The organism is Ruania zhangjianzhongii, from assembly GCF_008000995.1.
In the GTDB taxonomy this organism is placed as follows: domain Bacteria; phylum Actinomycetota; class Actinomycetes; order Actinomycetales; family Beutenbergiaceae; genus Ruania; species Ruania zhangjianzhongii.
The window spans coordinates 4,515,697-4,537,382 of the sequence record NZ_CP042828.1 but is presented as its reverse complement, the minus strand read 5'-3'; the positions used below and the strand labels follow the sequence as shown (position 1 = coordinate 4,537,382).

Sequence of the window (21,686 nt, the reverse complement as noted above, 5' to 3'; positions counted from 1 at the left end):
CCTATCCAGCGGCTGCCGGTACGCACCCCGGGCGACGCGTTCGAGGTGCCCCTGACCATGAAGGCTGCGAAGTAGCTCGCGGCGTCCCAGCGTGGCGGCTGCCGCATGGGTCACGAGGCCATCAGGTCCGAAGGGGAGGTCGGGCGGTGGAGGTAGAGATGAGGATGGCATCGCCCGAGGCCATCACGTCCCTACCAATCGCGGATTCCGTGCGCCGGCGGGCTGTGGAAACAGTGGCAACGGGACGGCAAGTCCGTCGGTGCAGCGAACGGAGGTAGTTTGCGGGATCGGAGTGAGGGTAGAGATTCCCTCCGATCGCCGGGGGTACCTCCGATGACCCGGGGAGGGGCAGGGATCGGCCGGTGTGGGGGAGTGGCGCGGGGCGCGGAGGGCGCAGCGGGAGGCGGGTACGGCGGGCGCCGCGCGGTGTGGGACGATATGGGCGTGGTACGCGGTGACGGTCAGCTCACGCACGACATCCTCCCCGGCGAGAAGGCCCCCCAGGACGCCTGCGGTGTGTTCGGCGTCTGGGCCCCCGGTGAAGAGGTCGCCAAACTGACCTACTTCGGGCTCTACGCACTACAGCACCGGGGCCAGGAGTCTGCCGGTATCGCTACCAGCAACGGCGCACAGATCCTCGTCTACAAGGACATGGGCCTGGTGTCCCAGGTATTCGACGACATGGCGCTGAGCACGCTGACCGGGCACATCGCCCTGGGTCACACGCGCTACGCCACCACCGGCGCGCGCACCTGGGAGAACGCTCAGCCCACGCTCGGCCCGACCGCCTCCGGCACCCTCGCGCTGGGCCACAATGGCAACCTGACCAACACCCGGGCGCTCACCCGGCTGGTCGCCGAGCGTTACGGCATCGATCTGCCCGACGACGGCGTCGATTGCGCCTCGGACACCACGGTGCTCACCGCCCTGCTGCATGGCGATGCCGAGCACAGCCTGACCCAGACCGCCCTGGACGTGCTCCCCCGGCTGCGCGGCGCCTTCTCGCTGGCGTTCATGACGGAGGACACCCTCTACGCCGCACGCGACCCGCAGGGTATCCGCCCGTTGGTGCTCGGCCGTCTGGAGCGCGGCTGGGTGGTGGCGTCGGAGACCGCGGCCCTGGACATCGTGGGTGCCGCGTTCGTTCGGGAGGTCGAACCTGGTGAGCTGCTGGTGATCGACGCCGACGGCCTGCACTCCCAGCGCTTCGCCGAGGCCAAGCCGAAGGGCTGTGTGTTCGAGTACGTCTACCTCGCCCGCCCGGACACCACCATCGCCGGCCGCTCGGTGAACGCCGCTCGGGTAGAGATGGGCCGCGCACTGGCCCGCGAGCACTCGGCGGAGGCGGACCTGGTGATTCCGGTGCCGGAGTCCGGCACACCGGCCGCGATCGGCTACGCCACCGAGTCCGGGATCCCGTTCGCCCAGGGGCTGACCAAGAACGCCTACGTGGGCCGCACCTTCATCCAGCCGAGCCAGACCATCCGCCAGCTCGGCATCCGGCTCAAGCTCAATCCGCTGCGCGAGGTGATCCGGGGCAAGCGACTGGTGGTGGTGGACGACTCGATCGTGCGCGGCAACACCCAGCGTGCGCTCATCCGGATGCTGCGCGAGGCCGGTGCTGCCGAGGTGCACGTGCGCATCTCCTCCCCACCGGTGAAGTGGCCGTGCTTCTACGGCATCGACTTCGCCACCCGCGCCGAGCTGATCGCCAATGGCCTGACCGTGGAGGCGATCGGCCACGGTCTGGGGGCGGACTCCCTTGGCTACATCTCCACCGACGGAATGATCGCTGCCACCGCACAGCCCGCCGACCGGCTGTGCGCCGCCTGCTTCACCGGCAGCTACCCGGTCCCGGTGGAACCCGATCAGGCCGGCGATCTGGCCGGCCACGCCGACCTGCCGCTCGGGGCACCCGAGGACGGCCTGCACTCGTTGTCCGTGACCCCGGGCGGAGCTGGAGCGCTGCAGCACCCATGACCGAACCCACTGCGACACCTGCGATCACTTACGCCTCAGCCGGCGTCGACACCGAGGCCGGCGACCGGGCGGTCGAGCTGATGAAAGACGCCGTCCGCGCCACCCACGGCCCTCAGGTGCTCGGCGGTGTCGGCGGCTTCGCCGGCCTGTACGACGCCTCGGCACTGACCCGTTACCGGCGCCCGCTGCTGGCCAGCTCCACCGACGGCGTAGGCACCAAGGTGGCGATCGCGCAGGCCCTGGACATCCACGACACCATCGGCTTCGACCTGGTGGGCATGGTGGTCGACGACATCGTGGTGGTCGGCGCCGAACCGCTGGTGATGACCGACTACATCGCGTGTGGATCGGTGGTCCCGGAACGGATCGCCGACATCGTCCGCGGCATCGCTGCCGCCTGTCAGGTGGCCGGCACCGCGCTGGTGGGTGGAGAGACCGCCGAGCACCCAGGTCTGCTTGCTCCCGGGGAGTACGACGTCGCCGGCGCGGCCACTGGTGTGGTCGAGGCCGATGATCTTCTCGGCCCGGACCGGGTGCGGCCGGGCGATGTGCTGGTGGCCCTGGGCGCGAGTGGGCTGCACTCCAACGGCTATTCGCTGGTGCGCCGGGTGATCGAGGTCGCCGGCTGGCAGCTCGACCGGCAGGTGGATGAGCTCGGCCGCACCCTGGGCGAGGAACTGCTCGAGCCCACCCGGGTGTACGCCGCGGACTGTCTTGCCCTAGCGCGCGACGAACGAGCCGGGGTGCATGCGTTCACCCATGTGACCGGCGGCGGCCTGGCGGCCAATCTTGCCCGGGTCCTGCCCGCCGGGCTGGTCGCCGACGTCCACCGCGACTCCTGGACCGTGCCGCCGGTGTTCGACCTGGTCCGCCGCCTCGGCGCAGTGCCCTGGACCGACCTGCAGAACACCCTCAACCTGGGTGTGGGCATGGTGGCTGTAGTCGATGGCGATGGCGATGGCCTGGACGCGACCTTGGCCACCTGCGCGGACCGGGGTCTGCCCGCCTGGGAGCTCGGCGTCGTGCGTGCCGCGGCCGAAGTCGAGGAGAGCGCGGACGCTCAGCTGGTCTCCGGCACTAAGGGCGTCCACGGCGGCGCCGTGCGCCTTCTCGGCGAGTACCGCACGCACTGAGGGCGCCGACGGCGTCACTCACCGGGGCGGCGTCAGTCGCCGACGTCGTAGCCCACCCTGGTCGGTTGCGCTCGCGACGGCGTAGCTTGCCCTGGTCGGTTGCGCTCGCGACCGCGCAGCTCACCCAGTCGCGGCTCTGACCCTCGAAGCGGTCGCGTTTCCGTACCGGTGCCACCGCTCTCAGGAGCGGTAGCTGCGGACCACGATGGGCACCGAGAGCAGCGTCAGCACGCCCAGCCAGACCAGACTGGTGGCGACTGGATGCTGCAGGGGCAACGCGGCGTCGGCAGGGAGGGGGACCGCGTTGCCGAATAGCTGCCGGACGGCCTCGACGAAGGAGCTGACCGGGTTCCACTCGGCGATCTGGCGGAGGATCACCGGCATCGTCTGGGTCGGGACGAACACGTTGGAGAGCATGACCAGACCGAAGATCAGAGGTGCGATCTGCTGCAGCATCTGCTCGTTGCGCACCGTCACGCCGATCGCGATCCCGAGCCAGCTCAGTGCCCAGCGGGCAGCGATCAGGATGAGGAGGGCAAGGGCGGCATCGGTGGCCCCGCCCTCGATGCGCCAGCCGGCCAGCAGTCCGACTCCGCCCATCAGGGCGAGCGAGACGGTACCGGCGATGGTCTCGGCGAGTGCCAGCCCATGGGGGACCGCCACCGAGGAGATGGGGAGCGACCGGAACCGGTCGGTGATCCCGGCACGGAGGTCCGCGTTCGCCGTCGACGCCGTGGCGATCACGCCCATCGCCGCTACCAGGACGAACATCCCCGGCACCATGAACGCGCGATAGGCCTCGCCTTCGCCGCCGGACAGTGATCCGCCGAAGACGAAGCCGAACAGCACCATCATGCCCAGTGGCGCGGCGAGGGTGACCGCCAGGAGTGCGGGCTGGTGCCGGTAGACGAGCAGATTGCGCGTGAGGGTGACCCGCCCTGGTGTCATCGGAGTGCCTCCTGGTGGTCGTCGTTATGTGGTGTTCCGGTCAGTGCGAGGAATGCCTCGTCGAGCGTGGGATGCCGGCGCCCGATGTCGTCGACGCCGATGCCTGCGTCGTCGAGCGCCCGGAGCACGGCGGCAAGGGTGGGCCGGTGTCGTTCGTCCTCGGCGACTAGGGTGAGCCGAGCCGTGCCGGCGGTCTCACCCGGTTCGCGGTCGGCCGTGCGCAGGCCCAGGGCTGCGGTAGTGGGCGCGGTCCGGTCCGCGTCGCGGTCATCGACGGTGACGGTGATGCCCTCGCCGACAGTGCGCTTGATGTCGGTGGGTGAACCCTCGACGACAGTGCGACCGTGCTCGAGGATGGTCACCCGGTCGGCGAGCTGGTCCGCTTCGTCCAGGTACTGGGTCGTCAAGACGACCGCCGTCCCCTCCTGGGCCATCGTTCGCACCATGTCGTAGACGACCATCCGGCTGACCGGGTCGAGGGCAGTCGTCGGTTCGTCCAGGAGCAGGACCGATGGCGTCACCACCACGGCAGCGACGATGTCCAGGCGACGTCGCATCCCACCCGACCAGCCTGAGACCAGCCGGTGTCCTGCTTCGGCGAGCCCGAACCGGTCGAGCAGCTCGTGCGCCCGCTCGCGGGCCTGTCGACGGGAGAGGCCGGCCAGTGCACCGAACATCGTGAGGTTCTCCAGTCCGGTCAGCCGTAGGTCGAGGGCCGCAAACTGGCCGACCAGGCCAAGGTGCTTCTTGACGGCCGCCGCATCCCGGACGGTGTCGTACCCGAGGATCCGGACCGTACCTGCGTCGGGGCGCAGCAACGTGGCGATCATCCGAACGGTAGTGCTCTTGCCGGACCCGTTCGGGCCGAGCAGCGCGTGGACCTCACCACGAGCGATGGTCAGCGCCAGCCGGTCGATGGCGCGGTGCGGGCCGAACGACTTGGTGACGCCGTCCAGCTCAACGATCGGCTGCGCCACAGACGATCTGCGAATACTGTTCTCAGTTCTCATGAGGTGAGCGTATGGCATTGCGAACATCGTTCGCAACTATGGCTGTGCGGCCCGAGATGATGCATGATGAGGCCGTGGACAGCCCTACAACCCCGATCTGGCTCCGTGCCCAGGATGGGCGCCCAGGTCCGCGCCCTCGGTACACGTTCAGCGAGATCGGCGAGGCGGCGATCCAGATCGCTGATGCTGACGGCCTGGACAAGCTATCGATGCGCGGGGTCGCTACAGCGTTGGGGACTGGTCCTGCATCGCTCTACCGCTACGTCACTGGTAAGACCGACATCGAAGATCTGATGGCGGACCGGATCGCCGGCGAGTACGTCTTCGCTCCGATCACCGGCGATGTGCGCACCGATGTCCTGATGATCCTCGAGCAGATCCGGGCGGCCTACCGCCGGCATCCATGGTTGGCCGACATCAGCACTCCCGCGCGAGGGCCCAACGGCGTCCGGCTCCTCGACCGGATGGTTGCAGCCTTGACTCCGCTAGGTGCCGACGCCGGTTCGAGCATGCTCGGCATCGCTCTGCTCTCTGGCTGGGCGATGAACTTCGGCAGTCAAGAGTCGGCGGATGCTCGGACCGACCCCAGTGTCGGCGCCGCCCATGTGGCAGCGCTTGCCGACCCGGAGCAGCATCCGCACCTCAGCGCACTGTTGCGGGAGCAGTCGCGGACCGGTGGCGAGTCGATGGACGTGGAGGAGACGTTCCGGCGGGGTGTGGACAGCCTCCTCGCCGGAATCGGGTCAGATCGCTAGGTCGTCCGGGATCGGGACAGTGCCCCACGGGGCGGCCCGGCATCGGCGACGGTATGGGGGTGGCCTAGAGCCGACGGCGGTGCTCACCCGGGCGGCCTGCGGTGCTCAGCGGGGCAGCCGGCGTTGTGGGCGGCAGAACTCACCTGGGCGGATCTCGCCGCACCCGAGCAGCACTACCCGAGGCGAGGTCTCAGGCCGCGCCGACCCCCGCCGTCGGGCTGTGCCGGGGCGGGGGAGCGGACGGGTGATGCGTGGACCGCGGGACTCAACCGTGGCGGGATGACGGCGCGTGCCAGTCGTCCTCGTCCACGTCCTCGCCGGACGGTAAGTCATACCGGTCCGCGAGGTCGGTCTGGGTCGATGAGGACAGTTCGCGCTCGAGCGCGGTGTAGTCCGTCTCGGGGCTGTAGTACTTCAGCTTCCGAGCGACCTTGGTCTGCTTTGCCTTCTGACGGCCGCGCCCCATGGCGTGACCCCCTCCACCTTCGGTGCCGGCGCTACATCGTCCGAGGACGTAGCGACGCCGGGAATTGGTCATTTGTCGTGGGACAACCGTACCCCGAAGCGGGCGCTTCGGGCTAACTCGAAGCGCCGTCGAGACGGGGAAGTAGCGATCCCGCGTATCAGGATGTGGGCAGCGTCACTTCTTCTTGCGAGAAACTACGGCTGCGCCGACCGCTACGACCACCGCAACGGCTGCGCCGACAACCGCGATCGCCTTGGGATTACCGGCCTTGACGTCTTCGGCGAACGACTTGCCCTGGGTCGAAGCCTTCTCGAACTTCGCTCGAGCCTGGTTGCGGATCTCCTCCACCTGGCGGCGCGGGTCCACTCGGGCGGACAGCTCGTCCACTGCGCGGGTGAGTTCCTCGCGGGTGCGGTTCAGGTCCGCCTCGATCTCTGCCGCAGTGCGCTTCTTCGGCGCTTCTTCGCTCATTTGGAAACCCCCTGCTTGATCGCGTCGACGTCCTTCATCACGTTCTCCTTGGGCTGCGGGGTCTCACCCTTGCTCAGCATCGACTTGCCGACCAGAGCCAGGATCGCCGCGATCAGGAGCACAGCGCCGGCCACGATCAGCGCGGCAGCCCAGAACGGCAGCACAGTGGCCAGGCCGAGCATCGCCGCGGTGAGGAGCCAGCCGAGCCCGAACAGGCCGAACACGGCAGCGCCAGCGAACATGCCGGCACCGACGCCTACCGACTTACCCTTCTCGGCGATCTGCGCCTGCAACAGCTGCAGCTCGTCTCGGAGGAGCTTGGACAGGGAATCGGTGAGCCTGCCCACCAATGTGCCGATCGAAGGTTCGGCCTCCCGGGGTGCTGTGCCCTTCGTCTCGCTCACCGTGTCTCACCTCTCGCTGATGTCCCTCTGCGTGCCGACCTCTGATCCGCCGACACCTGCAATGCCTCCACCCAACCGCGCAACGGGAAGTTCGGCAACACGCAGTCTACGGAGGTAGGGCGTTCGGCCACTACTTGACGATCAGCAGAAATTCTCCTCTCGTTCGTCAAATGCACTCCCGGAGGAGGTCAGCGAGGACTACGGTGAGCGACGTCCCACCATGTGAGAAAGGTCTCAGGTCATGTCTCAGCTACGACGGGGACGCCGGGCGCGGTGCGCTCGCCCCCTGGCCGCGGTAACCGCGGCCGCACTGTTGGGTGTCGGTCTCGGCACCCCCGCTCTCGCCGACGACGACGTCGCGGAGCAGCCCACCGACGGCGAGGAGTCGGCCCAGCAGGAAGGAGCTGCGCAGGGGGAGTCTGCGCAGAGCGAAGCGGCTCAGGACGAAGCTGCCCAGGGGGCGTCTGCCCAGGACGAAGCTGCTCAGGACGAAGCTGCTCAGGACGAGTCCCCAGCAGGAGAATCCGCCGACCGGCCCGCGGACGAGGAGTCCGGCCCGGCGCAGACCGCGCAGCCCACACTGATCGCCGACGGCGACACCTTCATCAGCGAGATCCACTACGACAACGTCGGCACCGACGAGGGCGAAGCCATCGAGATCCAGGCTCCGGCAGGTACCGACCTGACCGGCTGGACCGTGGTCCTCTACAACGGCAGCAACAACGGGCCGTACGATACCGACGCGCTGCCCGCTCCTGTTCCGGACGCCGGGGTCGTGGTGGTGGACTACCCGTCGAACGGCATCCAGAACGGCGCTCCCGACGGCGTCGCTCTCGTGGACGCCGACGGTGCGGTTGTCGAGTTCCTCTCCTATGAGGGGGAGATGACCGCCGTCGGCGGTCCGGCCGACGGGCTGGCGAGTACGGATATCGGGGTGATGGAGGCGAGCTCCACCCCGATCGGTCAGTCGTTGCAGCGCATCGACGGCGTGTGGACCGGACCAGCGGAAGCGTCGTTCGGCGTGCTGAACACGGCCGACGACGGTGGTGGTGACGATGGTGGCGGCGACGACGGCGAGCCGCCGCTCGATCTCACTATCGCCGAGATCCAGGGCGAAGGTGCCGAGACGCCTATCGATGCGGACCAGCTGGTGGCCACCCGTGGCGTGGTCACTGGTGTGTACGCCACAGGTGGCTTCAACGGCTACTACATCCAGACGGCGGGCACCGGCGGCGACGAGTCGTACCCGGCCTCTCAGGCTCTGTTCGTCTACTCCCCCGGCACTGTCGGCGATGTCGCCATCGGCGACTACGTCGAGGTCACCGGCTATGCGGAGGAGTACAACGGCCTCACCGAGATGACCGTGGACGCCGGCGATGCCACCGTTCTGGACGAGAGCGCCGACCCGGTGGTTCCCCTCACCGACTTCCGTCTGCCGGCAACCGACGCCGAGCGGGAGGTGTTCGAGGGCATGCTGGCCGCCCCGACCGGGGACTATGTGGTCTCCGACACCTACGCCCTCGGTGGCTGGGGTGACAGCGCGTTCGGGTCGATCGGCCTCGGTCTGGACGGGCCGTTGGTGACCGCAACCGACGTCGCAGCGCCGGGCAGCCCGGAGTTCGACGCAGCGGTGGCGGACAACGCTGCCCGAGCCGTCACCCTGGACGACGGGCAGTCCGCGCGGACCGACTCCGACGACGAGGTGCCCTACCTCACCGGCGCACCCGACCTGCGGACCGGGGTGGGCGTGACCTTCAACGAACCGGTGATCGTGGACTACCGGTTCCAGTGGAACTTCCAGCCCACCAGCCCGGTCACCGGCAATGCCGACGACCTGGTCACCTTCGCCGGCGGGAACACCCGGGAGGCGAACGCCGCACCGCAGGACGTGGGCGGCGACCTCACCCTGGCGACCTTCAACGTGCTGAACTACTTCACCACCCTCGGTGAAGACCTCCCCGGCTGCCAGGCGTACACCGACCGGGACGGTAACCCGCTGACAGTCAGCGGTGGCTGCGACGTGCGCGGTGCCTGGGACGAGGCCAACCTGCAACGCCAGCAGGACAAGATCGTCGCCGCGATCAACGCCCTGGACGCGGACGTGGTCTCCCTGGAGGAGATCGAGAACTCCGCGAAGTTCGGCCAGGACCGGGATGCCGCGCTGGCCACTCTGGTGGACGCACTGAACGAGGCAGCCGGCGAGGAGCGCTGGGCTTTCGCCCCGTCTCCGGCGCAGCTGCCCGACCTGGCCGACCAGGACGTGATCCGCACCGCGTTCATCTACAACCCGGCCACGGTCTCCCTGGCCGGCGACTCTATGGTGCTGGCCGGCTCCGCGGCGTTCGACAACGCACGCGAACCGCTGGCGCAGACGTTCACCGCCGTCGGCACGGACTATTCGTTCCTCGCCGTGGTGAACCACTTCAAGTCCAAGGGCGGGGACTGCGACCCGGTGCCGGAAGGCTGCTTCGATGCCGACCGTGTGGCCCAGGCCGAGGCACTCACCGCATTCGCCGACAGCGTGGCGGCAAGCTCCGGCGTCGAGGACATCTTCCTCCTCGGTGACTTCAACGCCTACTCCGAGGAGAACCCGGTGCACAGCCTGGAGGCGGCCGGGTACACGAACCTGAACACCGAGGAGACCACCTACGTCTACGACGGCGCGGTCGGCTCGCTGGACCACGTGTTCGGGAACGACGCGGGTGCGGACCGGGTGACCGGGGTGGACGTGTGGAACATCAACTCGGTCGAGTCGGTGCTGCACGAGTACTCCCGGTACAACTACTTCGCCAGCGACCTGTTCGGGGCCGGTAGCGTCTTCCGAGCCTCCGACCACGACCCGATCCTGGTCGGGATCGACGTGCCCGAGCAGGTGCCGCCGACGGTGGACGTGGACATCCTGTCCATCAACGACTTCCACGGCCGGATCGAGGCGAACCGGGAGTCGGCCGGCGCTGCGGTGCTCTCCTGTGCGGTGGACTCCTACCGGCAGGAGAACCCGAACACGCTGTTCGTCTCCGCCGGTGACAACATCGGAGCCTCCACGTTCACCTCGTTCGTGGCCGAGGATGTGCCGACGATGGACGTGCTGAACGCGATGGAGCTGGACGTCTCGGCGTTCGGGAACCACGAGTTCGACCGGGGGCAGGATGACGTCACCGATCGCGTACTGCCCTACGTGGACTTCCCCTACCTGGGCGCGAACGTCCTGGACGCCGACGGTGAGCCCGCATTCGACCCGTACTGGATCACCGAGACCGGCGGTGTGAGCGTGGGCTTCATCGGCCTGCTCACCGAGGACATGCCCAGCCTGGTCTCCCCGGACGGGATCGAGGGGCTCACCTTTGCCGACCTGAGCGAGACGGCGAACCAGTACGCTGCTCAGCTCTCCGACGGTGACGAGGCCAACGGTGAGGCCGAGGTGATCGTGCTGCTCACGCACGACGGCGCCCCCACCCCGGACCTGTCCTCTGCGGACGGCACCCCGTTCGGCGACCTGGTGGCCGGTGCCGGCGAGGAGATCGACGCGATCATCTCCGGGCACACTCACCAGGCCTACGTGCAGGACGTCGATGGCATGTGGGTGACCCAGACCGGCCAGTATGGCGAGCAGCTCGGCCACCTCAACCTGACCGTGGACACCGCCACCGGCGAGGTGGTCGACTCGGCCGCCGAGAACGTGGACCTGGTGCCGCAGCCCGGTGACGAGGAGGAGGGCATCCCGCGGGAGACCCTGTGCCCCGGCGATCCGGCGGTGCAGGAGATCGTCGATGAGGCGGTGGCCGCCGCCGAGGAGCTGGGCAGCCAGCCGCTCGGTGAGATCACCGCGGACTTCAACCGCGCGGTCGATTCCACCGGGGAGAACCGGGGCGGGGAGTCCACCCTGGGCAACTTCGTCGCGGACGTGCACCTGTGGGCCGCACAGCGCACCAACCCGGACACCCAGATCGCGTTCATGAACGCGGGTGGCCTGCGGGATGACCTCGCCTACGGTGACGACGGCGTGGTCACCTACGCCGAAGCCGCCGCCGTGCAGCCCTTCGCAAACACGCTGGTGACGATGCAGCTCACCGGCGCCCAGCTGGATGCGCTGTTGGAGCAGCAGTGGCGCGAGAGTGGAGACAAGCTGCACCTGGGTGTCTCCGCCGGGCTCCAGTACGTGTTCGACCCGCAAGCGCCGGTGGGTGAGCGGGTCACCTCGATCAGCCTGGACGGTGAACCGGTCCAAGCCGATACCGCCTACACGGTGGTGGCGAACAACTTCCTCGCCGCGGGTGGGGATGCGTTCACCGTATTCACCGAGGGCACTGCGGCCACCGACACCGGGCAGTCCGACCTGACCGCGATGGTGGACTACCTCGCCGAGTTCGGCAGCGCGTCGCCGGACTACACCCAGCGGGCCGTGGGCCTGACCTGGGTCTCAGAGGCGGCGGGCGAGTATGCGCCCGGTGACGAGATCGCCGTGGACCTGTCCTCGCTCGCGTTCTCCACCGATGAGCCGGTGCCCTCGGAGGTGACGGTGAGCCTCGGTGGTGAGCGGGTCGGTACGGCCGCAGTGGATGCCACGCCGGTGGACGGCACCGACCAGATCGGTCAGGCGCAGGTCCGCGTGCAGGTGCCGGAGGGCCTGAGTGGCTCTGTGGAGCTGACGATCAGCGATGAGAACGGCACCAGCGTGAGCGTGCCGGTCACGATCGCCGACGGCGGAGGCGAACCGGGCCCCGGGGACGACCTGTGGGACTACGTGCTGGAGCTGATCGGGAAGATCTGGGACTTCCTCCTGAAGCTCCTGTTCCCGTGGTTCCCCTGGCCGTGAGCTGAGGCAGTGGTGCCCGGGGTCGTGACCTGAGACTGGGTCCGATCCCGGGCTGCCGATGACACCGGCAGACCTGACCTGACCTGACCTGACCTGACCGGATCCGATTGCTGGTGCGTGCGATTGCTGGTGGTATACCCCCAGGACGTTCACTCGCGAGCACGGATCACGAAGGAGGCGCTGAGATGGCAACTGTCGCCCTGATCGGCACGATGGACACCAAGGGCACCGAGTACGCCTGGCTGGCCGAGCAGGTGCGCAGCCACGGCGCGCAGGTGCTGACGATCGATGTGGGACCGCTCTCCGATGCGGCCGCGGACGTCACCGCCGCCGAGGTGGCGGCCGCCGGCGGCCACGACCTCGCCCGGCTCCGCGAGACCGGCGACCGCGGCGCCGCGATGGACGCGATGGCCGACGGCGCTGCTGTGGTGCTGCTCCGCCTGTTCGAGGAGGGGAAGATCGACGGCGCGCTCGCCGTGGGCGGGTCCGGCGGCTCCTCAGTCGCGTCCCGGGCAATGCGGGCACTGCCGGTCGGTGTACCCAAGCTCCTGGTCTCCACGATGGCCGCCGGTGACGTCGCCCCGTACGTGGGCGAGTCCGACGTCACGATGATGTACTCCGTGGTCGACGTCGCCGGGATCAACTCCGTCTCCGCGCAGGTGTTCGGGAACGCCGCGGCGGCGATCGCTGCGATGGCCGGGGCCGAGGTGACTCGGCGGCACCAGGGGGAGGGCGAGCACAAGCCGCTCGTCGGGTTGTCCATGTTCGGGCTGACCACCCCGGCCGTGGACGAGGCCCGCGCCGCGCTGACCGACCTCGGCTACGAGGCCCTGGTCTTCCACGCCACCGGGGCCGGTGGGCGCGCGCTGGAGAAGCTCGCCGCCGATGGGCGCCTGGTCGGTGTGCTCGACCTGACCACGACCGAGCTTGCCGATGATCTGGTCGGTGGGGTGCTCAGCGCCGGACCGCACCGTCTGGAGGCCGCCGGTGCGGCGGGTATCCCGCAGGTCGTCTCCCTCGGCGCCCTGGACATGGTCAACTTCGGCCCCCGGGAGCTGGTTCCGGAGCGCTTCGACGGCCGCACCTTCGTGGTGCACAACCCGACCGTGACGCTGATGCGCACCACGGCGGAAGAGAACACGGAGCTGGGCAAGCGCATCGGCGCGAAACTTGCCGCGGCCACTGGGCCGACCGCCGTCGTGCTCCCGCTGCGCGGCCTGAGCGGCATCGACGCCCGCGACCAGCCGTTCCACGACCCGGAGGCGGACGAGGCGCTGTTCGCGGCGGTCCGGGCGGCGCTGGCCGGCTCCGAGGTGGAGATCATCGAATCCGACCGTAACCTCAATGACCCCGGTTTCGGGCGGGACGCCGCACAGCGGCTGCACGCCCTGATCACCGAGACGCACTGACCAGCGGCGCAGACTGCCCGCGAACGAAGGAGGAGGACATGGATCGCAGCACGGCACTGGCCCGACTGGCCGAGACCGTGGCCGCCGGCCGGCCGATCATCGGCGGCGGCGCCGGGACCGGGATCTCGGCGAAGTCCGCTGAGGCGGGTGGCATCGACCTGATCATCATCTACAACTCCGGCCGCTACCGGATGGCCGGCCGCGGCTCCCTCGCCGGGCTGTTGGCCTACGGGGATGCGAACGCGATCGTGATGGAGATGGCCAACGAGGTGCTCCCGGTGGTCACCGACACCCCGGTGCTCGCCGGCGTGAACGGCACCGACCCGTTCCGGGTGATGGGCCGTTTCCTCGACCAGGTCAAGGAGGCCGGGTTCGCCGGGGTGCAGAACTTCCCGACCGTCGGCCTGATCGACGGGGTGTTCCGGGCCAACCTGGAGGAGACCGGGATGGGCTACGGGCTCGAGGTGGACATGATCCGAGCCGCCCACGAGCGTGACCTGCTCACCACCCCGTATGTGTTCGACGCCGACCAGGCGCGGGCGATGGCGGGCGCCGGTGCCGATGTGCTCGTCCCGCACATGGGGCTGACCACCAAGGGCTCGATCGGTGCCAGTACGTCGCTGACCCTGGACGAGTGCGTGCAGCGGGTCCAGGCGATGCGCGATGCTGCCGTCGAGGAGAACCCGGACATCCTGGTGCTCTGCCATGGCGGCCCGATCGCCGAGCCGGAAGACGCCCAGTACGTGCTGGAGCGCACCGAGGGTGTGGTCGGGTTCTTCGGCGCGAGCTCGATCGAACGCCTGCCCACCGAGGTGGCGATCCGGGAACAGACGCAAGCGTTCAAGGCGGTCACCTTCGGTGGCCGGGAGTAGGAGCAGACGATGACGACGCACACCAGCCAGCAGGACCTGACCACCGAGACGTTTGGGTGGGGGTCGATCAAGTGGGGCGTGACGGCGGCGCAGTTTCCCGGCGCGCCGGTCACCGTCGGTGAGGTGGTGATCAACCCGACCAAGGGCCATGACGTGCACACCCACCCGGAGTCGGACGAGGTGCTGCACGTGATCGAGGGGGAGGGGGTGCAGACCGTCGGCGACTCGGGTGAGTTCCCGGTCAAGGCCGGGGACAGCATCTACATTCCCCGTGGCACCGAGCACTCCACGTTCAACACCGGGTGGCGCCAGCTCCGGCTGCTCGCGATCTACAGTCCTGGCGGCGCAGAGCGGGCGCTGCGCGAGGCGCCGGACTACCAGGTGCTCGATGCCGGCGTGGCGCCGGTGTGGGAGCGCGCGGACTGAGCGCGGGCGGGCGAACTTATCGGCTCACCGCGGTTCTTCGCGCCTGCCGGCGCGTTCGGCGAAGGCGTCGATCGCTGCAAGGACTTCGGTGCTGCGCCAGAACGGTCCGAGGCGATGCTCGGCCCTGGAGGTCAGGATTCCGGCCTCCACGAGTGCGCGCAGCGGTGGGTAGATGTTCGGCTGCCGCACTCCTAGCTCGCGGGCGGCGGTCACGGCATCCAGCACCGGCCGGCGTGCGACAACGTCCAGGAGCCGCCACGCGTTGCTGGAGCGCCGTACTGTCAGCCGCGAACGCCAGCCATCCGTGATCCGGTCGATGTCGGCGACCAACCTGCGGGCGTTCCGCACTGCTCGCAACGAGGCTTCGGCGAACGCCAGCACGATGGGGGAGGGGTCACCGGTGCGGTACGCCGTGAGCGCCTGGTGGTAGCCGTCCACGTCGGCAAGCAGGCCTGCCGAGACCGGCACCGCGACGTTGCGGGTCACCCCCTGCTGTCGCAGCATTGTCTGAGCGAGCGCCCTGCCAGTGCGCCCGTTTCCGTCGCTGAAAGGGTGGATCGTCTCGAACTGAGCGTGCGCCACGGCGACACTGATCAACGGGGGGACGTCCTCCCGGGCTGTGAACACGCAGAGATCGGCGATGAGATCCGGGATGCGTTCATGGACCGGTGCCACGAACTCGGCGCCGCTCGGACTGTCGGTGCGTGAGCCGATCCAGACAGCTTCTTCGCGCCATCTACCCGGTGTGTGTCGCGACTGTCCGGCCATGAGTGCGCGGTGCATCTCCAGGATCGAGGCGGGAGAGATGTCGTCCACCAGCGCGAGCGCCGCAGTCAGGGCGGAGGTGTTTGCAGCGACTAGCAGGGCATTCTGGCTGCGGCGTGCGCCTAGCTCGGCACTGAATATCGCGCGCGCGCTCGCGGTGAGGTTCTCGATCTGCGAGGACGACGCCGACTCCGACCGGAGTAGGACAGGTGCGAAGGATGCCACGCGATGACCCAGCTCGGCATCGAAGCGGCTCAGTTCGGTGGTTGCCGTTGCCGCCGCAGTGCGTGCATCCAGTGCGGTCTCGGGGGTGAGCGCGGCGATGGACGCCGGGACCGCGGCACGGTAGAACGCCGGCCTGGGTGTGCCGGACGTGGGGTGCCAGGTGACGTCCTCCCAGCCGTGCTCCACGGAAGTCGTAGTCCGTTCCCTCCGGATTATGAATAACGCAGATACTCATAATCCACGATACTCGCGCTTCTGAGATCTGACCAATGGTCCGTGGGCCCGCTGGACCGGTTCGCTTGGACCCGCAGCGTCAAGCGTCGTTAGCTCGGGAGAGCGAGTATCGGGACATGCTGACCAAACTGCCGCTGGGCAGGTCCCAAGTATCGCGAGGTCGCGATCCACCTGCCACGCGTCGACTAGACGACGCTTGCGTACGGTGCTGCGTCCGATTGGCTGCAGGATTGCCTAAATGTCAGGCCGGGAGCAGCCAAGCGGCACCGACCCCTGACACGAGGGAACCCGCACCGTGGTGCGGGTTCCTCCTGGTGGCTCCGACCGGCGTCGATCCGGTGACCTTTCGATTTTCAGTCGAACGCTCTACCAACTGAGCTACAGAGCCTTGACACAATCGCCCGGTCATGGTGGTGACCGGGCGACTGTTCGCGACCCCGACCGGACTTGAACCGGCGGCCTCCGCCGTGACAGGGCGGCGCTCTAACCAACTGAGCTACGGGGCCAATGTGTTGCTGACATCATGCCAGCCATATTTTGTTGTCGTGGTGGTTCGCACCCCCAACGGGATTCGAACCCGTGCTACCGCCGTGAAAGGGCGGGGTCCTAGGCCGCTAGACGATGGGGGCCCGGCTGCCCGGGACGTCCGTGACGCCCAAGACCTCGGAAAGCATACGACACCGGAGACCTGGGGAGCAAAACGCTTCCCTGTGACCTGGCGCACCTGGTGTGCTCCGCGCCGGTGGGCTCACTGGTCGCAGTCGCAGCACACCCACCCGCCGTGGCCACCGTGCCCGTCTCGCTGCGACACTACAGGGGTGATCGAGATGTCGCAGGAAGAGTTCGAGGGCGCCGTCGGCGACGGTCTAGACCTGATCCCGGACGAGCTGGCCCGGCACATCGACAACGTGGTGATCCTGGTGGAGGACGAACCGCCGCCGGAGGCTGAGGCGGCGGACCTGTTAGGGCTCTACGAGGGCACTCCGCTCACCGAGCGCGGCGAGTGGTGGGCTGCCGGGTCGCTGCCGGACCGGATCACCATCTTCAAGAACCCCACGCTGCGGATCTGCGAGAGCCGCGACGAGGTGGCCGAGGAGGTGGCGATCACCGTGATCCACGAGATCGCGCACCACTTCGGTATCGACGACGCGCGCCTGCACGAGCTCGGCTGGGGCTGACCGCCGCCGTCTGCTGGCTTCAGCCGGGCGAGGCGGTTCGATACTTCCCGCACTGAGGCGATACCCGCGAGCACGAGCCCCTGCGCCGGGTAACGAGTGCATCGATTCAACCCGATTGTGCTTGCCGGGCCTGCCAGGCGCTGGCCACCATCTCCTCCAGGCTGTGCGTCATCTGCCAGCCCAGGTCCCGGGTGGCCGCTTCGCCGGAGGCGACGATTCGCGCGGGATCACCCGGTCGGCGCGCATCGATCTCCGGGGTAAAGGCGATCTGAGTCACCGCGGCAATCGTGTCCATGATCTGCCGCACGCTCACCCCGTCCCCGCTTCCCAGGTTGTACACCGGCTGCAGAGCACGGCCCTGAGCCAGCGCCCGCGCGGCGGCCACATGCGCATCGGCCAGGTCGGCCACATGGATGTAGTCACGCACGCAGGTGCCGTCCGGGGTCGGATAGTCCGCACCGAAGATCTTCGGTGTGCGTCCCTCGACGAGCGCGTCCAGCACCAGCGGGAACAGGTTGTGCGGGGAGGTGTCCGGCAGCTCCGGCGACCCCGATCCCACCACGTTGAAGTAGCGCAGCGAGGTGTGCCGCAACCCGGTGGCCCGGTGCTGGTCGGCAAGCAGCCACTCGCCGATCAACTTCGACTCCCCGTACGGGGACTCCGGCGATGTGGCAGTGCCTTCGGTGACCAGGTCCACATCGGGCGTGCCATAGGTCGCCGCCGAGGAGGAGAACACGATCGCCTCCACCCGCGCGGCGGCCATCGCCTGCAGCACGCTCAGCGTGCCGGTGACGTTCTGGGCGTAGGTGTGCAGCGGGCGCTTCACGCTCTGGCCGGCATACTTGAACGCTGCCACGTGCACCACGCCGACGCAGGCATGCTCGGTCATCGCCCGGGTGAGCGCCTCGGTGTCGAGGATGGAGCACTCCACGAACGGAACGCCGTCGAGAAGGAACTCCGGATGACCGCTGGACAGGTCGTCCACGACCACCACGTCGATCCCGGCGGCCTGGAACGCCCGCACCACGTGGGCGCCGATGTAGCCCGCCCCGCCGGTCACCATCCAGGTCATCACTGGGCTCCTTCTTCGAAGCTCAAAGCCGGCAAGGACGCCGATTCGCCGTCGTGCACATGCGCGGCGACCAGACTGACCGTCGCCCATCCGGCCGCGAGCAGCCCGGCGTCCGAATCTGCCTCGAAGGTCACGTTCTCGCTGACGAACGGCTCGAACAGCAGACGGCGGACCTGCATCTGGCGTTCGTCGCTCACCGCAGTGAACCGTGCCGGGTGAGCGGTGCGCAGCCCCTTCAGCTCCGGCAGTGGAATATCCGGCACGTTCACGTTCAGCACGCGGTGGTCCTGTGGGTGACTGACCAGCCAGTCGAACGTGCGCTGCAGCACTGCCGAGGCAGTCTCCCAGTGCTGTGGGGAGTGCGTGGTGATCGAGGTGGCCATCGCTGGGATGCCCTGTGCGGACGCGGAAATCGCCGCGCCCACCGTGCCGGAGTGCATGATCGCCGGGCCCACGTTCGGGCCCAGGTTGATCCCGGACAGCAGCACATCCGGGCGCGGTCCGAGGTCCCCGGCACCTGCGGCGTAGGCGATCAGCGCCGGGCTGGCGTGCACCGCCATCGACTCGATGCCGGCCCGCAGGCCAGGTGGGCGTCCCTCGGAGACGGTCAGAACGCCGTCGACATGCTCGCCGCGCAGCCCGGCGGAGAAGCCGGAGTACTCGATGTTCGGCGCCGCAACCACCACCTCGTGGCCGGCATCGGCGGCGACATGCGCCAGCACGGTCAGGCCGGGGGAGTCGATACCGTCGTCGTTGGTGATGAGTACCCGCATAGGGTGTGGGCTCCTTGTCACGGTTGGTCGGTGCCCGCGCCGCAGCACGGGCCTGCCCCTATTCTGCCCGCCCAGCGCACCGGTCCGTACCCGGGGGTCGTGAGAGCCGTTGCGACGGTGGCCTGAGGGTTGCGAATCGCCCGGATCGTGACCCTCAGGCCACCCTCGCGCCCGGTCAGCTCCCCACATGGACGCCGCCCGGCTGCCGGGAGACAATGGCAGGTATGTATGAGGTCACCAAGTCTGACGAAGAGTGGCGGGCCGAGCTGAGCCCGCAGGAGTTCCAGGTACTGCGGCAGGCCGGCACCGAACGTCCGGGGACCGGAGAGCTGCTGGGCGAGGACCGGGTGGGTGTGTACCACTGCCGAGCCTGCGGTGCGGAGCTGTTCCGCTCCACCACCAAGTTTGAGGCGCACTGCGGCTGGCCGAGCTTCTATCAGCCCACCGAGTCCGACGCCGTCGAGCTGCTCGAGGACCGCAGCCTGGGCACCGTCCGCACCGAGGTGCGCTGCCGCCGCTGCGGCTCGCACCTGGGCCACGTCTTCGACGACGCTCCGCAAACCCCCACCGGGGACCGCTACTGCATGAACTCCCTCTCCCTGAGCTTCGAGGCCGCTGAGGCCGCCGAGGCCGAGTGACCCGGCTCCTCACCCTCAACCTGCAGCACGGGGTGCTCGGCGCCACCGGGACCGTGGCGACCGCGGACGAGCTCGCCGGCACCCTCGCCTCGGCCCGCGCCGAGGCCCCCGACGTGGTCGCCCTGCAAGAGGTCGACCGCGGCCAGCCGCGCAGCGGTGACATCGACCAGGCCCGGACCGTGGCTGACGCGCTCGGCCTGCCGCATCTGCGGTTCGCTGCCGCGATCGAGGGGGACGTGCGTGCCGCACGCCGGGCACCCGCTCGCTCCGGCGAGCACCAGGGGCCCGCCTATGGGGTGGCGATCGCCTCCCGCTACCCGGTGCTCGCCTGGTTCGTGCGCCCGCTGCCCGTCCCGGCGCGGGACGAACCGCGGGTGCTGCTGGCGGCAGTGCTGGCCGCTCCGCACGGCCCGCTCACGGTGGCGTGCACCCACCTGTCCACCCTGCCCGGTGTCGCCCTGGCGCAACTGCGCCGCGTCCGCGCCTCGGTCACCAGGCTCGGCGCCCCGGCGCTGCTGGCCGGCGACCTCAACCTCCGACCGCCGCTGGTGCGCTCGGTGACCCGCGGCTGGCACCGCGCTGAAGCCCTCACCTTCCCGGTGCACAGCCCGGACCGGCAGATCGACCACCTCCTGCTCACCCCGGGCCGCGGGGCACGAACCCTCGTGGGTGCCCGCAGCCTCCCGCTACCGGTCTCGGACCACCGCGGCCTGGCCGCCGAGGTGCGGTGATGTCCACCGCTGCCAACCCCGGCCGCCTGGACCGGGTGCCCGCACCTGCGCTGTTCCTCGTCGCCGGCTTCTCCCAGTACCTCGGCGCCGCGCTCGCGGTCGGGCTCTACCAGTATCTGCCCGCACCGACGGTCGCCTGGGGGCGCGGCCTCGCCGGGGCCCTGGTGCTGCTGGTCATCGTGCGGCCGTGGCGGGCGAGCTGGACCCGGCGCGAGCTGGCCCAGTCGGCGGTCTTCGGCACTGTGCTGCTCGGGATGAACCTGATGTTCTACGTGGCGATCGGGCTGCTCCCACTCGGTGCCGCCGTCGCCATCGAGTTCATCGGGCCGGTGCTGGTCGCGGCCTGGGGCGGGCACAGCGCCCGGCACCGGATCGCGATCGCCCTGGCCACCTTCGGGGTGTTATGCATCTCCCTCGTCGGTCTGGACTGGGGCGGGCAGCGCACGACGGCGGAGCTCGCCTGGGGTGTCGTCGCCGCGTTGGCAGCAGGTGCGCTGTGGGGGACGTACATGGTGCTCGGCGGCCGGATCGTGCGGGCCCGGAGCGGGATCCAGTCGCTGAGTGCGGGGCTGGCCGCCGGATCGCTGATCTACGCACCGGTCGGGCTGATCGCCGCCGGCGTCACCGGCACGATGGCGAACCTGGCCGACCCGGCGCTGCTCGGTATCCTGCTCGGGGTTGGGCTGCTCTCCACGGTGGTGCCCTACACCCTGGACCAGGTGACGATGAAGCGCCTCGGCACCGCGATGTTTGCCCTGCTGAACGCGCTGTTGCCGGTCTCGGCCACGGTGATCGGGGTGATCATGCTGCGCCAGCTGCCCACCTGGGGCGAGGTGGTCGGCATCGTCGCGGTCTCCGCCGCAGTGGCGATCTCGGCCCGACGAGGGACGCCGTCACCGCGTGTGCGCACCCCGGAATGATCATCACCGTCGCGCGGTTGTGCCCAGCATGGATTTCAACGTGCAGATCGCTGAGACGTTTCGAGCCAACCAGGGTGTGGTGCGTGAGCCGATGAACTTCGGCAACTCCCTGGTGCTGGTGCATGTGCCGAAGAAGGACGGTACCAAGCGGGTCACCCCGTTGGCATCGGTCTCGGTCAACGGTGCCTGGCATGTGGTCGGCAGTGCCGGCGGTTCCCCGAAGGACCCGGCCTGGGCGTTCTCCCTCCGCCGGGCAGAGGCCGTGCAGATCGAGGTCCCGGGCGATCCGATCCGGACGGTGGACGTGAGCGTGCGGGAGCTGACCGGCGCCGAGAGGGACGAGGTGTGGGCGGTGTTCGCCGAGAAGATGCCCGGCTTCGCCGACTACGAGAAGACCGCCGGCGACCGGGTGATCCCGGTATTCCGGCTGACTCCCTGAGGGGCGTTCCCGGCTCTGTGT

The 21,686-nt window shown here is 69.1% G+C and carries 20 protein-coding genes and 3 tRNA genes; 12 read left to right on the top strand and 11 right to left on the bottom strand.

Annotated elements, in window-relative coordinates; genetic code table 11:
- The first annotated feature begins 438 nt into the window (after positions 1–438).
- Complete coding sequence (gene purF / locus FU260_RS20935; RefSeq protein WP_147919653.1) at positions 439–1,980, top strand: amidophosphoribosyltransferase; 1,542 nt, start codon at positions 439–441, stop codon at positions 1,978–1,980.
- Positions 1,977–3,113 (top strand): phosphoribosylformylglycinamidine cyclo-ligase, encoded by a 1,137-nt coding sequence (gene purM, locus FU260_RS20930; RefSeq protein ID WP_147918804.1) that lies wholly within the window; start codon positions 1,977–1,979, stop codon positions 3,111–3,113. The genes purF and purM overlap by 4 nt, the downstream gene beginning before the upstream one ends.
- Positions 3,114–3,293: 180 nt before the next feature.
- Here the strand turns inward: purM and FU260_RS20925 are convergent, their stop codons facing one another.
- Together FU260_RS20925 and FU260_RS20920 are read right to left on the bottom strand one after the other, a co-directional pair.
- Positions 3,294–4,061 (bottom strand): ABC transporter permease, encoded by a 768-nt coding sequence (locus FU260_RS20925; protein WP_147918803.1) that lies wholly within the window; start codon positions 4,059–4,061, stop codon positions 3,294–3,296.
- A complete protein-coding gene (locus FU260_RS20920; RefSeq protein ID WP_147918802.1) occupies positions 4,058–5,071 on the bottom strand; it encodes an ABC transporter ATP-binding protein in 1,014 nt (337 codons plus the stop codon). Before FU260_RS20920 ends, FU260_RS20925 begins: the two co-directional genes overlap by 4 nt.
- 74 nt (positions 5,072–5,145) lie before the next feature.
- Here FU260_RS20920 and FU260_RS20915 point away from each other — a divergent pair, with 74 nt between their 5' ends.
- Entirely contained in the window at positions 5,146–5,826 is a 681-nt protein-coding gene (locus tag FU260_RS20915) for a TetR/AcrR family transcriptional regulator (protein ID WP_210418142.1), read from the top strand.
- A 265-nt stretch (positions 5,827–6,091) separates the two neighbouring features.
- On the opposite strand, the gene FU260_RS20910 is transcribed toward FU260_RS20915, so the two are convergent.
- The 3 genes from FU260_RS20910 to FU260_RS20900 all read right to left on the bottom strand — a co-directional run bounded on the left by FU260_RS20910 (position 6,092) and on the right by FU260_RS20900 (position 7,167).
- Positions 6,092–6,292, bottom strand: a complete 201-nt coding sequence (locus FU260_RS20910) for a DUF3073 domain-containing protein (RefSeq protein ID WP_147919651.1) — start codon at positions 6,290–6,292, stop codon at positions 6,092–6,094.
- A 174-nt stretch (positions 6,293–6,466) separates the two neighbouring features.
- Positions 6,467–6,763 (bottom strand): DUF3618 domain-containing protein, encoded by a 297-nt coding sequence (locus FU260_RS20905; protein ID WP_147918801.1) that lies wholly within the window; start codon positions 6,761–6,763, stop codon positions 6,467–6,469.
- Positions 6,760–7,167 carry a phage holin family protein gene (locus FU260_RS20900; RefSeq protein ID WP_147918800.1) on the bottom strand — a complete coding sequence of 136 codons (408 nt, stop codon included), beginning with the start codon at positions 7,165–7,167 and terminating at the stop codon, positions 6,760–6,762. Before FU260_RS20900 ends, FU260_RS20905 begins: the two co-directional genes overlap by 4 nt.
- A 241-nt stretch (positions 7,168–7,408) precedes the next feature.
- Between FU260_RS20900 and FU260_RS20895 the strand changes: the two genes are divergently transcribed.
- The 4 genes from FU260_RS20895 to FU260_RS20880 all read left to right on the top strand — a co-directional run bounded on the left by FU260_RS20895 (position 7,409) and on the right by FU260_RS20880 (position 14,690).
- The gene (locus FU260_RS20895) at positions 7,409–11,983 is read left to right on the top strand and encodes an ExeM/NucH family extracellular endonuclease (protein ID WP_147918799.1); all 4,575 of its coding nucleotides are present in this window, start codon (positions 7,409–7,411) and stop codon (positions 11,981–11,983) included.
- A 185-nt stretch (positions 11,984–12,168) separates the two neighbouring features.
- Positions 12,169–13,392 (top strand): Tm-1-like ATP-binding domain-containing protein, encoded by a 1,224-nt coding sequence (locus FU260_RS20890; protein ID WP_147918798.1) that lies wholly within the window; start codon positions 12,169–12,171, stop codon positions 13,390–13,392.
- A 38-nt stretch (positions 13,393–13,430) separates the two neighbouring features.
- Positions 13,431–14,264 (top strand): phosphoenolpyruvate hydrolase family protein, encoded by an 834-nt coding sequence (locus FU260_RS20885; protein WP_147918797.1) that lies wholly within the window; start codon positions 13,431–13,433, stop codon positions 14,262–14,264.
- A gap of 9 nt (positions 14,265–14,273) precedes the next feature.
- Positions 14,274–14,690, top strand: a complete 417-nt coding sequence (locus tag FU260_RS20880) for a cupin domain-containing protein (RefSeq protein ID WP_147918796.1) — start codon at positions 14,274–14,276, stop codon at positions 14,688–14,690.
- A gap of 24 nt (positions 14,691–14,714) precedes the next feature.
- Here FU260_RS20880 and FU260_RS20875 read toward each other — a convergent pair whose 3' ends face one another.
- From FU260_RS20875 to FU260_RS20860, 4 genes are all read right to left on the bottom strand, one after another.
- On the bottom strand, positions 14,715–15,866 hold the full coding sequence (locus tag FU260_RS20875; RefSeq protein ID WP_235912468.1) for a Fic family protein: 1,152 nt from the start codon (positions 15,864–15,866) through the stop codon (positions 14,715–14,717).
- A 360-nt stretch (positions 15,867–16,226) separates the two neighbouring features.
- Positions 16,227–16,302: transfer RNA gene (locus FU260_RS20870), tRNA-Phe, on the bottom strand.
- A gap of 44 nt (positions 16,303–16,346) precedes the next feature.
- Positions 16,347–16,420, bottom strand: a tRNA-Asp gene (locus tag FU260_RS20865).
- Positions 16,421–16,470: 50 nt separating this feature from the next.
- Positions 16,471–16,543, bottom strand: a tRNA-Glu gene (locus FU260_RS20860).
- A 198-nt stretch (positions 16,544–16,741) separates the two neighbouring features.
- Between FU260_RS20860 and FU260_RS20855 the strand changes: the two genes are divergently transcribed.
- Entirely contained in the window at positions 16,742–17,092 is a 351-nt protein-coding gene (locus FU260_RS20855) for a metallopeptidase family protein (protein ID WP_235912473.1), read from the top strand.
- A gap of 106 nt (positions 17,093–17,198) precedes the next feature.
- On the opposite strand, the gene galE is transcribed toward FU260_RS20855, so the two are convergent.
- Together galE and surE are read right to left on the bottom strand one after the other, a co-directional pair.
- Complete coding sequence (gene galE, locus FU260_RS20850) at positions 17,199–18,164, bottom strand: UDP-glucose 4-epimerase GalE (protein WP_147918793.1); 966 nt, start codon at positions 18,162–18,164, stop codon at positions 17,199–17,201.
- Positions 18,164–18,937, bottom strand: coding sequence for a 5'/3'-nucleotidase SurE (gene surE, locus FU260_RS20845; protein ID WP_147918792.1), 774 nt, complete (start codon positions 18,935–18,937; stop codon positions 18,164–18,166). Before surE ends, galE begins: the two co-directional genes overlap by 1 nt.
- A gap of 224 nt (positions 18,938–19,161) precedes the next feature.
- On the opposite strand from surE, the gene msrB reads away from it, so the two are divergent.
- From msrB to FU260_RS20825, 4 genes are read left to right on the top strand one after another with little or no spacing between them, the layout of a single operon-like run.
- On the top strand, positions 19,162–19,575 hold the full coding sequence (gene msrB, locus FU260_RS20840) for a peptide-methionine (R)-S-oxide reductase MsrB (RefSeq protein WP_413038359.1): 414 nt from the start codon (positions 19,162–19,164) through the stop codon (positions 19,573–19,575).
- A complete protein-coding gene (locus FU260_RS20835; RefSeq protein WP_147918790.1) occupies positions 19,572–20,306 on the top strand; it encodes an endonuclease/exonuclease/phosphatase family protein in 735 nt (244 codons plus the stop codon). Before msrB ends, FU260_RS20835 begins: the two co-directional genes overlap by 4 nt.
- A complete protein-coding gene (locus FU260_RS20830; RefSeq protein WP_147918789.1) occupies positions 20,306–21,226 on the top strand; it encodes an EamA family transporter in 921 nt (306 codons plus the stop codon). The genes FU260_RS20835 and FU260_RS20830 overlap by 1 nt, the downstream gene beginning before the upstream one ends.
- 28 nt (positions 21,227–21,254) lie before the next feature.
- Positions 21,255–21,665 (top strand): nitroreductase/quinone reductase family protein, encoded by a 411-nt coding sequence (locus FU260_RS20825; protein ID WP_147918788.1) that lies wholly within the window; start codon positions 21,255–21,257, stop codon positions 21,663–21,665.
- Positions 21,666–21,686 lie beyond the last annotated feature (21 nt).

What these genes read in the sequence shown, in the direction of transcription:
- purF (WP_147919653.1), top strand. Translation starts at nt 439, where the DNA reads ATGGGCGTGGTACGCGGTGACGGTCAGCTCACGCACGACATCCTCCCC.
- purM (WP_147918804.1), top strand. Translation starts at nt 1,977, where the DNA reads ATGACCGAACCCACTGCGACACCTGCGATCACTTACGCCTCAGCCGGC.
- FU260_RS20925 (WP_147918803.1), bottom strand. Translation starts at nt 4,061, where the DNA reads ATGACACCAGGGCGGGTCACCCTCACGCGCAATCTGCTCGTCTACCGG.
- FU260_RS20920 (WP_147918802.1), bottom strand. Translation starts at nt 5,071, where the DNA reads ATGAGAACTGAGAACAGTATTCGCAGATCGTCTGTGGCGCAGCCGATC.
- FU260_RS20910 (WP_147919651.1), bottom strand. Translation starts at nt 6,292, where the DNA reads ATGGGGCGCGGCCGTCAGAAGGCAAAGCAGACCAAGGTCGCTCGGAAG.
- FU260_RS20905 (WP_147918801.1), bottom strand. Translation starts at nt 6,763, where the DNA reads ATGAGCGAAGAAGCGCCGAAGAAGCGCACTGCGGCAGAGATCGAGGCG.
- FU260_RS20895 (WP_147918799.1), top strand. Translation starts at nt 7,409, where the DNA reads ATGTCTCAGCTACGACGGGGACGCCGGGCGCGGTGCGCTCGCCCCCTG.
- FU260_RS20890 (WP_147918798.1), top strand. Translation starts at nt 12,169, where the DNA reads ATGGCAACTGTCGCCCTGATCGGCACGATGGACACCAAGGGCACCGAG.
- FU260_RS20885 (WP_147918797.1), top strand. Translation starts at nt 13,431, where the DNA reads ATGGATCGCAGCACGGCACTGGCCCGACTGGCCGAGACCGTGGCCGCC.
- FU260_RS20880 (WP_147918796.1), top strand. Translation starts at nt 14,274, where the DNA reads ATGACGACGCACACCAGCCAGCAGGACCTGACCACCGAGACGTTTGGG.
- FU260_RS20855 (WP_235912473.1), top strand. Translation starts at nt 16,742, where the DNA reads ATGTCGCAGGAAGAGTTCGAGGGCGCCGTCGGCGACGGTCTAGACCTG.
- galE (WP_147918793.1), bottom strand. Translation starts at nt 18,164, where the DNA reads ATGACCTGGATGGTGACCGGCGGGGCGGGCTACATCGGCGCCCACGTG.
- surE (WP_147918792.1), bottom strand. Translation starts at nt 18,937, where the DNA reads ATGCGGGTACTCATCACCAACGACGACGGTATCGACTCCCCCGGCCTG.
- msrB (WP_413038359.1), top strand. Translation starts at nt 19,162, where the DNA reads ATGTATGAGGTCACCAAGTCTGACGAAGAGTGGCGGGCCGAGCTGAGC.
- FU260_RS20830 (WP_147918789.1), top strand. Translation starts at nt 20,306, where the DNA reads ATGTCCACCGCTGCCAACCCCGGCCGCCTGGACCGGGTGCCCGCACCT.
- FU260_RS20825 (WP_147918788.1), top strand. Translation starts at nt 21,255, where the DNA reads ATGGATTTCAACGTGCAGATCGCTGAGACGTTTCGAGCCAACCAGGGT.